The 12,431-nt window shown below is 69.6% G+C and carries 10 protein-coding genes; 7 read left to right on the top strand and 3 right to left on the bottom strand.

Annotated features, from left to right (window positions below):
- Positions 1–21 precede the first annotated feature (21 nt).
- The 7 genes from nuoI (at position 22) to PZ894_RS21200 (ending at position 7,903) form a co-directional block, all read left to right on the top strand.
- Positions 22–564, top strand: coding sequence for an NADH-quinone oxidoreductase subunit NuoI (gene nuoI, locus PZ894_RS21230; RefSeq protein ID WP_275747864.1), 543 nt, complete (start codon positions 22–24; stop codon positions 562–564).
- Entirely contained in the window at positions 564–1,388 is an 825-nt protein-coding gene (locus tag PZ894_RS21225) for an NADH-quinone oxidoreductase subunit J (RefSeq protein ID WP_275747863.1), read from the top strand. Before nuoI ends, PZ894_RS21225 begins: the two co-directional genes overlap by 1 nt.
- Entirely contained in the window at positions 1,388–1,690 is a 303-nt protein-coding gene (gene nuoK, locus PZ894_RS21220) for an NADH-quinone oxidoreductase subunit NuoK (RefSeq protein ID WP_275747861.1), read from the top strand. Before PZ894_RS21225 ends, nuoK begins: the two co-directional genes overlap by 1 nt.
- 13 nt (positions 1,691–1,703) lie before the next feature.
- Positions 1,704–3,635 (top strand): NADH-quinone oxidoreductase subunit L, encoded by a 1,932-nt coding sequence (nuoL, locus tag PZ894_RS21215; protein ID WP_275747859.1) that lies wholly within the window; start codon positions 1,704–1,706, stop codon positions 3,633–3,635.
- 139 nt (positions 3,636–3,774) lie between these two features.
- Positions 3,775–5,304 (top strand): NADH-quinone oxidoreductase subunit M, encoded by a 1,530-nt coding sequence (locus PZ894_RS21210; protein WP_275747858.1) that lies wholly within the window; start codon positions 3,775–3,777, stop codon positions 5,302–5,304.
- Positions 5,304–6,902, top strand: coding sequence for an NADH-quinone oxidoreductase subunit NuoN (nuoN, locus tag PZ894_RS21205; RefSeq protein WP_275747857.1), 1,599 nt, complete (start codon positions 5,304–5,306; stop codon positions 6,900–6,902). Before PZ894_RS21210 ends, nuoN begins: the two co-directional genes overlap by 1 nt.
- Positions 6,899–7,903 (top strand): polyprenyl synthetase family protein, encoded by a 1,005-nt coding sequence (locus PZ894_RS21200; RefSeq protein ID WP_275747856.1) that lies wholly within the window; start codon positions 6,899–6,901, stop codon positions 7,901–7,903. Before nuoN ends, PZ894_RS21200 begins: the two co-directional genes overlap by 4 nt.
- Before the next feature lie 138 nt (positions 7,904–8,041).
- Here PZ894_RS21200 and rarD read toward each other — a convergent pair whose 3' ends face one another.
- The 3 genes from rarD to PZ894_RS21185 form a co-directional block, all read right to left on the bottom strand.
- Positions 8,042–8,953: an EamA family transporter RarD gene (gene rarD / locus PZ894_RS21195; RefSeq protein WP_275747855.1), complete on the bottom strand. Its 912-nt coding sequence runs from the start codon at positions 8,951–8,953 to the stop codon at positions 8,042–8,044.
- A 119-nt stretch (positions 8,954–9,072) separates the two neighbouring features.
- The gene (locus tag PZ894_RS21190; RefSeq protein ID WP_275747854.1) at positions 9,073–10,197 is read right to left on the bottom strand and encodes a 2-oxoacid:ferredoxin oxidoreductase subunit beta; all 1,125 of its coding nucleotides are present in this window, start codon (positions 10,195–10,197) and stop codon (positions 9,073–9,075) included.
- Positions 10,194–12,161 carry a 2-oxoacid:acceptor oxidoreductase subunit alpha gene (locus PZ894_RS21185; RefSeq protein ID WP_275747853.1) on the bottom strand — a complete coding sequence of 656 codons (1,968 nt, stop codon included), beginning with the start codon at positions 12,159–12,161 and terminating at the stop codon, positions 10,194–10,196. The genes PZ894_RS21190 and PZ894_RS21185 overlap by 4 nt, the downstream gene beginning before the upstream one ends.
- Positions 12,162–12,431: the final 270 nt, after the last annotated feature.

Genomic DNA, 12,431 nt, shown 5'->3' with positions numbered 1-12,431 from the left:
CCGAAGTCACAGTCCAGGTCGATGAAGGAGCAGTTCTGGGACCCGGTCGCCGGGTTCGGGGTGACCTTCCGGACCATGTTCAAGAAGGTCGTCACCGAGCAGTACCCCTTCGAGAAGCAGCCGACCGCGCCCCGCTTCCACGGGCGGCACCAGCTCAACCGCTGGCCCGACGGGCTCGAGAAGTGCATCGGCTGCGAGCTCTGCGCCTGGGCGTGCCCGGCGGACGCGATCTACGTCGAGGGTGCGACCAACACCGACGACGCCGACGGCGAGGGGCGCTACAGCCCCGGTGAGCGGTACGGCCGCGTCTACCAGATCAACTACCTGCGCTGCATCCTCTGCGGCCTGTGCATCGAGGCCTGCCCGACCCGCGCGCTCACGATGACCAACGAGTACGAGCTGGCGGACACGACGCGTGCCGACCTGATCTATGAGAAGTCCGACCTCCTCGCCCCGCTCCTGCCCGGCATGGAGCAGCCGCCGCACCCCATGCGGCTCGGCGACGACGAGGGCTCCTACTACCGCGGCGAGTACGGCGCCTCCGCAAAGGAGGGTGACTCCTGATGGTGGCCTTCTGGATCCTCGCGCCGATCATGGTGATCGCCGCCCTCGGCATCCTCTTCGTCCGCAAGGCCGTCCACGCGGCGCTGCTGCTCGCGGTCGTGATGATGTCGCTCGCGGTGCTCTACCTCGCGCTCGAGGCGCCGTTCCTCTTCGCGGTGCAGATCATCGTCTACACCGGCGCGATCCTGATGCTGTTCCTGTTCGTGCTGATGTTGGTCGGCGTCGACGCGTCCGACTCGGTCGTCGAGACCATCCGCGGTCAGCGGGCGTTCGCGATCGCCGGCGGCGTCGGCCTCGGCGTTCTGCTGGTGACCGGCCTCGGACAGATCACGCTCGGGACCGCCGTCGGGCTCGACGACGCGAACGCGCCGGGCAACATCCAGGCGCTCGCCAACATCCTCTTCTCCCGCTACGTGTTCGCGTTCGAGACCACGAGCGCGCTGCTCATCACGGCGGCGGTCGGCGCGATGGTGCTCGCCCACCGCGAGCGGCTCACGCCGAAGGCCGGTCAGCCGGAGCGCGCCGCCCAGCGGATGCAGGACTACGCCGAGAAGGGTGCCCACCTGGGTCCGCTGCCGCCTCCGGGTGTCTACGCCCGCCACAACGCGGTCGACACCCCCGCGCTGCTCCCCGACGGCACGGCCGCGGAGTCCTCGGTCTCGAGGGTGCTCGCCGCCCGGGGCACGGTGCGGTCCGCCCCGGCGCTGGCCGACGACATCGAGGAGATCGAGCACCAGATCGGCTGGGCGCCGCACGCGGGTCGCGACGCGGCCCCACCGGCGTCGACCACCGAGGAAGCACCCGCCACGGGAGGTGAGCACTGATGGACGACGTCACGCCGTACGTCGTGCTCTCCGGGATCCTGTTCACCATCGGCTGCGTGGGCGTGCTGACGCGACGCAACGCGATCGTGGTCTTCATGAGCGTCGAGCTGATGCTCAACGCGTCCAACCTCGCGCTGGTCGCGTTCGCGAAGCAGCACGGCAACCTCGACGGCCAGATCGCGGCGTTCTTCGTCATGGTCGTCGCCGCCGCCGAGGTCGTGGTCGGGCTCGCGATCATCATGACCATCTTCCGGACCCGTCGCTCGGCCTCGGTCGACGACGCCAGCCTGCTCAAGTACTAGGAGTGCGGATCTGATGTACGCGTTCCACGAAGGCGGGGGAATCCCGGTCGTCGACCCGAGCTCCGCCGACGGGGTGTTCTCCCTGCTGTGGCTGGTGGTCGCGCTGCCCCTGGCGGGCGCAGCGATCCTGCTGATCGGCGGCAAGTACACCGACCGGTGGGGGCATCTGCTCGGCGCCGCGCTGCCGATCGGCTCGTTCGCGCTCTCGCTGGCGATGTTCGTCTCGCTGCTGGGCCGCGAGGAGGACGACCGCCAGGTGGTCCAGGAGCTCTACACGTGGTTCCAGACCGGCCATCTCGACGTCGGCATGGACCTGCTCTACGACCCGCTCTCCGCGCTGTTCCTGCTGCTGATCACCGGCGTGGGGTCGCTGATCCACGTCTACTCGATCGGCTACATGGCCCACGACCCGCGTCGGCGCCGGTTCTTCGGGTACCTCAACCTGTTCGTGGCCGCGATGCTGATGCTGGTGCTCTCCGAGAACTACCTCGGCCTGTTCCTCGGCTGGGAGGGCGTCGGCCTCGCGTCGTACCTGCTCATCGGCTTCTGGCAGCACAAGCCGTCGGCGGCCGCCGCCGCGAAGAAGGCCTTTGTGATCAACCGCGTCGGCGACATGGGCATGTCGCTGGCGATCATGCTGTTCTTCATCACCTTCGGGTCGACCAGCTTCGCCGTGATCAGTGCCGGCGCCGGCGAGGCGTCGCAGACCACGATGACGATCCTGGGGCTGCTCCTCCTGCTGGGCGCCTGCGGCAAGTCGGCTCAGTTCCCGCTCCAGGCGTGGCTCCTCGACGCGATGGAGGGTCCGACGCCGGTGTCGGCGCTCATCCACGCGGCCACGATGGTGACGGCCGGCGTCTACCTGGTCGTCCGCTCCAACTTCGTCTTCGAGCTCGCGCCCGACGCGCAGACGGTCGTGGTGATCGTCGCGGTGATCTCGCTCCTGTGGGGTGCGTGGATCGGGTGCGCGAAGGACGACATCAAGAAGGCGCTCGCCGGCTCCACGATGAGCCAGATCGGCTACATGATGCTCGGCGCCGGCCTGGGCGTCGCGGGCTACGCCTTCGCGATCTTCCACCTCCTGACCCACGGCTTCTTCAAGGCCAACATGTTCCTCGGCGCCGGCTCGGTGATGCACGGCATGAACGACGACGTGGACATGCGCCACTACGGCGCGGTGCGCAAGGCGATGCCGGTCACCTACCTGACGTTCGCGATGGGCTATCTCGCGATCATCGGCTTCCCCGGCTTCTCCGGCTTCTGGTCGAAGGACAAGATCATCGAGACCGCGCTGGCCGACAACTGGATCGTCGGTCTGTGCGCGCTGCTCGGCGCCGGCATCACCGGCTTCTACATGACCCGGCTGATGCTGATGACGTTCTTCGGCGAGAAGCGCTGGGAGAGGGACGTCCACCCGCACGAGTCGCCGTCGGTGATGACGATCCCGCTGATCGTCCTCGCGGCGCTGTCGGTGCTCGGCGGGGTGATGCTCGCCGGCGACTGGATCGTCGACTTCCTGTCCCCGGTGACCGGCGTCGCGCCGCACGAGGACCCGCCGCTCCCGGCGATCGCGGTCACCGTGATCGCGGTCTGCGTGGTGGCCATCGGTGTCGCGCTCGCCTGGTTCCTCGTCGGCAAGCGCGAGGTGCCGCGGGTGGCGCCCCAGGAGGTCTCGTTCGTGACCCGCGCGGGTCGCGAGGAGGTCTACGGCAACGTCATCAACGACACCCTGGTGGTCAACCCCGGCAGGCACCTCACCTCAGCACTGCTGACGACCGACAAGTACGTCGTCGACGGCGTGCTGACCGGCGGGCCGGTCACCATCGGCGTGGCCGCGCAGGTCGGCCGACGCGTCCAGAACGGCTTCGTCCGCTCCTACGCCCTGTCCATCCTCGGCGGCGCCCTGCTGGTCGCCCTGGCGCTCCTGGCGGTGAATGCGGTATGAGCACCCCACGAAATCGCGGGCTTCCCCCGCAACGCTTCACCCCACGACCTTGTGGCTCCCCCGCTTCGCTCCTCCGCCACAAGCCCGCGGGGACCCCGACGCTGCGCTCCTCCAGCCCACGATTCCGCGAGGACCCCGCATGAACGATCTTCCCTGGCTCACCGTCCTGATCGCCGTGCCCCTCGTCGGCGCGCTGGTCACGGCGGTCCTGCCGAAGGCGTCGCGCACCACACCGCTGCCCAAGCAGGTCGCGCTGGCGTTCGCGCTCGTGACCGCGGCGGTGGGCGTCGTCATCGCCACGCAGTACGACGCCGGCGACGGCATGCAGCTCACCGAGACCCACACGTGGATCGAGGCGTTCGGCGTCCACTACGCCCTCGGCGTCGACGGACTCGGCCTGCTGATGATCCTGCTGACGGTCGGGCTGGTCCCCGTCGTGTTCGTGGCGTCGTGGCACGAGGCCGACGGCCGCAACGCCGCGGCGTTCTTCGCGTGGGCGCTGGCGCTCGAGGCGTTCTCGCTCTGCGTCTTCGCGGCCACCGACGTCTTCCTCTTCTACGTCGTCTTCGAGGCCACGCTGATCCCGGCGTACTTCCTCATCGGCGGCTTCGGCCGCGAGGGCCGCGCCTTCGCCGCGCTGAAGTTCCTGATGTACCAGCTCGGCGGCGGCCTCGTGCTGCTCGCCGCGGTGATCGGGCTCTACGTCGTCTCGGCCGACGCCGGCTCGCCGTCGTACCTGCTCTCCGACCTGCAGCAGCTCGACATGAGCACGACCTGGGAGCGCTGGCTCTTCGTCGGCTTCATGATCGCCTTCGTCGTGAAGGCGCCGCTCTTCCCGCTGCACACCTGGCTCGCCGACACCACCGAGCACGCGACGCCCGGCACGAGCGTGCTGCTGGTGTGCATCCTCGACAAGATCGGCACCTTCGGGATGCTGCGCTTCTGCCTCGGCATGTTCCCGGGCGCCTCGGAGTGGGCGACGCCGGTGGTCATCACGCTCGCGCTGATCTCGATCGTGTACGGCGCCTTCCTCGCGATCGGCCAGGACGACATCCTGCGGCTCATCGGCCTCACGTCGCTGAGCCACTTCGGTTTCATCACGCTCGGCATCTTCGCGCTGACCACGCAGGGCGGCTCGGGCGCGATCCTCTACATGGTCAACCACGGGGTCGCCACCGCCGCATTGTTCCTGCTGGCGGGCTACCTGATCCGGCGCAAGGGCACCTCGCTGATCAGCGAGATCACCGGCGTCGAGTCGCGGGCGCCGGTGCTCGCCGGGCTCTTCCTCGTCGCCGGCCTGGCCACGCTCGGCCTGCCGGGTCTGAGCCAGTTCGTCTCCGAGATCCTGGTGATGATCGCGGCCTTCGACTACCACTGGTGGGTCGGCGTCGTCTCGGTCACCGGCATCGTGCTGGCCGCGATCTACGTGCTCTGGCTCTACCAGCGCACGATGACCGGCCCGCCCGTGCCCGCCGACGAGGGCATGCGTGACCTCGGGCGACGCGAGCTCGTCGCCGTCGTACCGCTGATGGCCGCCCTCGTGCTCTTCGGCTTCTACCCGATGCCGATGCTCGACGCCGTCAACCCGACTGTCGAGTCGCTGCTCGAGCACGTCGGTGTCTCCGACGACCAGCCGACCGTGCCCGTGGCCGAGGAAGGTGCTCACTGATGGACTTCACCAAGCCCACCATCGAGTACGCCGACATCTGGCCGCTGCTCGTCGTCTTCGGCGTGGCCTGCGCCGGAGTGGTGATCGAGGCGTTCGTCCCGCGCGCACGGCGCTTCCTCGTCCAGACGGTGCTCGCCGCCGCCGGCCTCGTGGCCGCCCTGGTCGGCACGATCCTGGTCGCCCGTGACCTGGAGGTGCACGGTGACGGCGCGGCGCGCGGTGCGATCGACGTCGAGGGCACGGTCGTCGTGGACGGGCCCGCCGTCTTCGTCTGGGGACTGATCCTGATCTGCGCCCTCGGCGGTGTGCTGCTCTTCGCGGAGCGCCGGCTCGAGGGCGGTGTCTCGGCGTTCGCCGGCCAGGCCGCCGCGCTGCCCGGCACCGACGCCGAGCGTCAGGCGTCGACGCGTGGCCTCGAGCACACCGAGGTCTACCCGCTGCTCATGTTCGCGGTCGCCGGCATGCTGCTCTTCCCGGCGTCCAACGACCTGCTGACGCTCTTCGTGGCGCTCGAGGTGCTCTCGCTCCCGCTCTACCTGCTCTGCGGACTCGCCCGTCGGCGCCGGCTGCTCAGCCAGGAGGCCGCGCTCAAGTACTTCATGCTCGGCGCCTTCTCGTCCGGCTTCTTCTTGTACGGCGTGGCGCTGATCTACGGCTTCGCCGGCTCCATGGTGTTCGCCGACATCAACGAGGCGGTCCGCAACGACCTCGGCAACCAGACGCTGCTGCTGATCGGCGTGGGCATGCTGTCGGTCGGCCTGCTCTTCAAGGTCGGCGCGGTGCCGTTCCACTCGTGGACGCCCGACGTCTACCAGGGAGCCCCCACGCCGGTCACGGCGTTCATGTCGGCCGCGACCAAGATCGCGGCGTTCGGCGCGATCCTGCGCGTCTTCTACGTCGCGCTCGGCGCCGACCGGTGGACGTGGCAGCCGATGCTGTGGGTGGTGGCGATCCTGACGATGGTCGTGGGCGCGGTGCTCGCCGTCGTGCAGACCGACATGAAGCGGATGCTCGCCTACTCCTCGGTCGCCCACACCGGCTTCCTGTTGACCGGCGTGCTCGGCGTCCAGCAGGCCGCCGACCTCTCGGAGGGCGAGATCACCTCGACCCAGGCGGTGCTCTTCTACCTGACGACGTACGCCTTCGCGCTGATCGGCGCGTTCGCGGTCGTGACGCTGGTCCGCGACTCCTCGGGCGAGGCCTCGACGTTCGTCCGCTGGCAGGGCCTCGGACGCCGGTCGCCGCTGGTCGCCGGCACCTTCGCGTTCTTCCTGCTGTCCATGGCCGGCATCCCGCTGACCGCCGGCTTCGTCGGCAAGTGGGCCGTGTTCACGGCGGCGCTGTCGGCCGGCGCCTGGCCGGTGGTGATCGCCGCGATCCTGTGCAGCATCGTCGCGGTCTTCTTCTACGTCCGGGTCATCGTGCTGATGTTCTTCGTCGACTCCGGCCCCGACCACGGCGAGGTCGCGAGCGTCACCCGGCCGTCGCTGCTCACGTCGCTGACCATCGCGGTCGGCGTCGCGGCGACGCTGGTGCTCGGCGTCGTGCCCGGCCCGGTTCTCACGCTCGCCGACCATGCTGGACAATTCCTCAGGTGACGACAGGATCCGCGGCTCTCGCTCTCCCCGTCGGTGACGAGGCCCTGGCCACGAGGCTTCGTGAGCGCCTGGGCATCGTCGAGGAGGCACTGTCCGGACACGTCCGCAGCCGCGCCGACTTCGTCACCGAGATGGCGAGTCACCTGATGGAGGCGGGCGGCAAGCGGTTCCGGCCGCTGCTGGTGCTGCTCGCGGCCGAGGCGGGCGATCGGCCCGGCTCCGACGAGGTCATCACCGCGGCGTGCGTGGTCGAGCTGACCCACCTCGCCTCGCTCTACCACGACGACGTCATGGACGAGGCAGACCTGCGTCGCGGCGCCGCGACGGCGCACTCGCGCTGGGGCAACCACGTCGCGATCCTCACCGGCGACTTCCTCTTCTCGAAGTCCTCCGAGCTCACCGCCGAGCTCGGTCCCGACGCGGTCCGGATCCAGGCCCAGACGTTCACCCGGCTCGTCGAGGGACAGATCCTGGAGACGGTCTCGCCCGGCCCGGGAGAGGACCCGCTGGAGCACTACCTCGAGGTCGTCGCCGGCAAGACCGGCTCGCTCATCGCGACCTCGGCCCGCTACGGCGCCCGCTTCGGTGGGGCCAGCCGCGAGGTCGAGGAGGCGCTCACGGCGTACGGCGAGATCGTCGGCTCGGCGTTCCAGCTCTCCGACGACATCCTCGACATCGCCTCCGACTCGGGGGAGTCCGGCAAGACGCCGGGCACCGACCTGCGCGAGGGCGTCCCGACCCTGCCGGTGCTGATGGCGCGCGCCTCCACCGACCCCGCCGACGCACGCCTCCACGAGCTGCTCGACGGCGACCTGGCCGACGACGATCGGCACGCCGAGGTCCTCGACCTGCTGCGCAAGCATCCCGCGTTGGCCGAGGCGCGCGCGTACGTCGTCGCCGAGGCCGCCCGCGCCAAGGCCCGGCTCGCCGCCGTACCCGAGGGCCCGGTCCGCGCCGCCCTCGAGGCGTTCGCCGACATCGTCGCCACCCGCTCCGCATAGCGGTTGAGTCGGGACTTCCGGACAGTTCAATCGGGAGTCTTGACGGTTCAATCGGGAGTTCCGGCGGTTGACGCGCGCTGCCGGGCCTCCGCGTGTCCAGAACTCCCGACTCGAGCGTCCGAAAGTCCCGACTCGACGTCAGGCGGCGGTGGTTGCCTCGACCGCGAGGCGCAGCTGCCGGCGACGGTGGTTGACCGCCTCGACGGTGAACATCACCAACGCGATCCAGACGAGCACGAAGCCGATCCAGCGACCCGCGGGCATGTCCTCGTGGTACCAGAAGACGCCGAGGGCGAACTGCAGGATCGGGGCGAGGTACTGCAGCAGCCCGAGCGTCACCATCGAGACCCGGGTCGCGGCGGCGCCGAAGCAGATCAGCGGGATCGCGGTGACGACGCCGGTCGTGAGGAAGAGCAGCGTGTGCCCGGCGCCGTGGTTGCCGAAGTTGGAGGCGCCGGTCGCACCGAGCCACAGCACGTAGGCCAGGGCGAAGGGTGCGATCACGGCGGTCTCGAAGGTGAGGCTCTCGGTCGCGCCGACGTTGGCGGTCTTCTTGCACAGCCCGTAGCTGCCGAACGACAGGGCCAGCACCAGCGCGACGTACGGGAGCCGGCCGTAGTCGAGGGTCAGCACCACGACCGCGCCGGTCGCGATGCCCAGCGCGACCCACTGCAGCGGCCGCAACCGCTCGTGCAGGATCAGCACGCCCATCAGCACCGTGACGAGCGGGTTGATGAAGTAGCCGAGCGACGTCTCGACGACGCGGCCGTTGTTGACGCCCCAGATGTAGGTCGCCCAGTTCACGCTGATCACGACCGCGGCCACCGTGAGCAGCAACCGGACCCGTCGGTCGCGCCAGATCCTCGCCAGCCGGGAGGCGCGCCGCAGGAGGAGGACCAGCACGACCATCGTGAGGCACGACCACAGCACCCGGTGGGCGAGGATCTCGAAGGCGCCCGCGGGCTCCAGGAGCGGCCAGTAGAGCGGGAAGAGTCCCCACATGACGTAGGCGGCGACGCCGAGGAGGAAACCGCGGCGGGCGTCTGGCACGCGCTCAGGATAGGGCGTGGTTTGGCCACCGGAGGACCGGGTACCCCACGTGCGGCAGATGCACACACTCAGCAGGTCCCCGCTCCCGGGCGGGGACCTGCTGAGTGTCTACGGCTCCGCTAGACGATCGTCCAGGTGTCGCCGCCGCCGATCAGGGCGGCGAGACGCTCGGTCGGGTCGCCGGGCGCCGCTTCGCGGGCCGAGGAGATCTGGCCGCGGGCGCCGTCGTCGTACGTCGGCCGCGCGACCTGGCGGAAGATGCCGATCGGAGACTGGTTGAGGTAGCCCGAGTCGGTGAGGCGGGAGATCGCGAACGCCGTGCTCGGGTCGGGGTTGTGCGCGTCGTGCACGAGCAGCGCGTCCTCGCCCACCTGGCCCGGGGCGGAGCCGACCTCGACGATCTTCACGCCGCCCGTCTCGCTGTCTCGGACCAGGCCGCGGGATCCCTGCCCCGAGTCGTCGGGAGCGCCGAAGCGGATCGGCTCGCCGTGGCGCAGCGGGATGATCGCGTCGGCCTTGGTGTCGGCGTTCTTGATCGCGTCGAAGGCGCCGTCGTTGAAGATCGGGCAGTTCTGGTAGATCTCCACGAACGACGTGCCGCGGTGGGCGGCGGCGGCCGAGAGCACCGAGGTGAGGTGCTTGCGGTCGGAGTCGATCGTGCGGGCGACGAACGAGCCCTCCGCGCCGAGGGCGAGCGACACCGGGTTGAACGGGTGGTCGAGCGAGCCCATCGGGGTCGACTTGGTGATCTTGCCGGCCTCGGAGGTGGGGGAGTACTGGCCCTTGGTGAGTCCGTAGATCCGGTTGTTGAAGAGCAGGATCGTCATGTTCACGTTGCGGCGCAGCGCGTGGATGAGGTGGTTGCCGCCGATGGAGAGCGCGTCGCCGTCTCCGGTGACGACCCACACCGACAGGTCCTCGCGGGCCGTGGCGATGCCGGTCGCGATCGACGGTGCGCGGCCGTGGATCGAGTGCATGCCGTAGGTGTCGAGGTAGTAGGGGAACCGCGACGAGCAGCCGATGCCGGAGACGAAGACGATGTTCTCGCGGCGCAGGCCGAGGTCGGGCAGGAAGCCCTGCACGGCCTTGAGCACGGCGTAGTCACCGCAGCCGGGGCACCAGCGCACCTCCTGGTCGCTGGTGAAGTCCTTGCCCGTCTGCGGCTGGTCGGTCGTCGGGACGCCCTCGACGCCGGACCGAAGACCCGGGAAGGGAAGCTCCGTGGCAGTTGAGGTGGTGGTCAATGGATCGCCTCCTCGGCGGTGTGCAGGTTGACCTCGATGCCCTCGGCGTCGGCGACGAGGCCGCCGATGGCCTCGGCGAGCTCGGCCGCCTTGAGGGGAAGTCCACGGACGTGGTTGTAGCCGATGGCGTCGACGAGGTACTTGCCGCGGAGCAGCATGCTCAGCTGGCCGAGGTTCATCTCGGGCACGAGCACCTTGTCGTACCGCTGGAGGATCTCGCCGAGGTCCTTCGGGAACGGGTTGAGGTGACGCAGGTGCACCTGTGCGACCTGGTAGCCGGCCTTGCGCACGCGGCGCACACCGGCGCCGATCGGACCGTACGTCGAGCCCCAGCCGATCACCAGCACCTTCGCACCCTGCCCATCCTTGGCCGAGGGGTCGTCGACCTCCAGCGGCGGCAGGGACTCCGCGATCCGGTCGACCTTGGCCTGACGGGTGCGGACCATGAGGTCGTGGTTGGCCGGGTCGTAGGAGATGTTGCCGGTGCCGTCGGCCTTCTCGATGCCGCCGATGCGGTGCTCGAGCCCGGGCGTGCCGGGGATCGCCCACGGGCGGGCGAGCGTCTCCTCGTCACGCAGGTAGGGCCAGAACTCCGTCGTCTCGGGAGCCTCGGTGCCGTCCTTGGCCCTCTTGCCGGGGACCGTCTTGTTGTGCACGGTCGCGAAGGCCGGGTCGATCGTCGGGAGGTCGTCGATCTCGGGGATCCGCCACGGCTCGGAGCCGTTGGCGAGGTATCCGTCGGAGAGCAGCATCACCGGCGTGCGGTAGGTGATCGCGATCCGGACCGCCTCCAGGGCGGCGTCGAAGCAGTCACCGGGCGACTGGGGCGCGACGATCGGCACCGGCGCCTCGCCGTTGCGGCCGTACATCGCCTGCAGCAGGTCGGCCTGCTCGGTCTTGGTCGGCAGGCCGGTGGACGGGCCGCCGCGCTGGACGTCGATCACGACGAGCGGGAGCTCGGTCATCACCGCCAGTCCGATCGCCTCGGACTTCAGCGCGATGCCGGGGCCGGAGGTCGTGGTCACGCCGAGCGAGCCGGCGAACGACGCGCCGATCGCCGAGCCGATGCCGGCGATCTCGTCCTCGGCCTGCAGGGTGGTGACGCCGAAGGCCTTGTGCTTGCTGAGCTCGTGGAGGATGTCGGAGGCCGGGGTGATCGGGTAGGAGCCGAGGAAGACCGGAAGCCCCGACTGCACGCCCCCTGCGATGAGGCCGTAGGCCAGCGCCAGGTTGCCGGTGATGTTGCGGTAGGTGCCGGGCTCCATCGGCGCCGGCTTGATCTCGTACTGGACGACGAACGCCTCGGTGGTCTCGCCGAAGTTCCAGCCGGCCTTGAACGCCGTGATGTTGGCGTCGCGGATGTCGGCGACCTTCGCGAACCGCTTCTCCAGGAAGGCGACCGTCGGGTCTGTGGGACGGCCGTACATCCACGAGAGCAGGCCGAGCGCGAACATGTTCTTCGCACGCGCGGCGTCCTTGCGCGAGAGCCCGAACTCCTTGACCGCCTCGACCGTCATGCCGGTCAGGTCGACCGGCTGCACCGAGAACTCGCCCAGCGGGTCGTTGGCATCGCCGAGCAGGTCGAGCGGGTTCGCGTCGTACCCGGCCTTGGTCAGGTTGCGGGCGGTGAAGTCGTGGGTGTCGAGGATGATCGTCGCGCCCTTGGGCAGGTCGCCGAGGTTGGCCTTGAGGGCGGCCGGGTTCATCGCGACCAGCACGTCGGGCGCGTCGCCCGCCGTGAGGATGTCGTGGTCGGCGAAGTGGACCTGGAACGACGACACCCCGGGGAGCGTGCCCTGCGGCGCCCGGATCTCGGCCGGGAAGTTCGGCAGCGTCACCAGGTCGTTGCCGAAGACCGCCGACTCCTGGGTGAACCGGTCGCCGGTCAGCTGCATGCCGTCACCGGAGTCGCCCGCGAACCGGATGATCACCCGGTCGAGCTGCTTGACCTGCTTGTTTGACACGGGCCGCGCCCACTTCCCTCGGATTGCGTGCTCACGGCCGCCAGCCCACGCCCCGTGGCGGGCGGGCGGTCCACTCGATCGTACTCGCGGTACGGACAGGCTGGAACGTGTTCCAGTTTCGCGCTCACCGCGTCCCGACTTCCCACGATAGACGCCCGTGCTGGCGGTCCGAACTCGTCTCTGCACGTGGGCGCCCGGGGGCTGCGTGAGTCGCGACACACCCGTTCGACTGGCGGGCATTGGACACTAATCGCCTAAAGTCGAGTTATC

Source organism: Nocardioides sp. YIM 152315, from assembly GCF_029210375.1.
Lineage (GTDB): Bacteria > Actinomycetota > Actinomycetes > Propionibacteriales > Nocardioidaceae > Nocardioides.
Note: the sequence above shows the minus strand (reverse complement) of the source record. Positions and strands in the feature narration are given on the sequence as shown.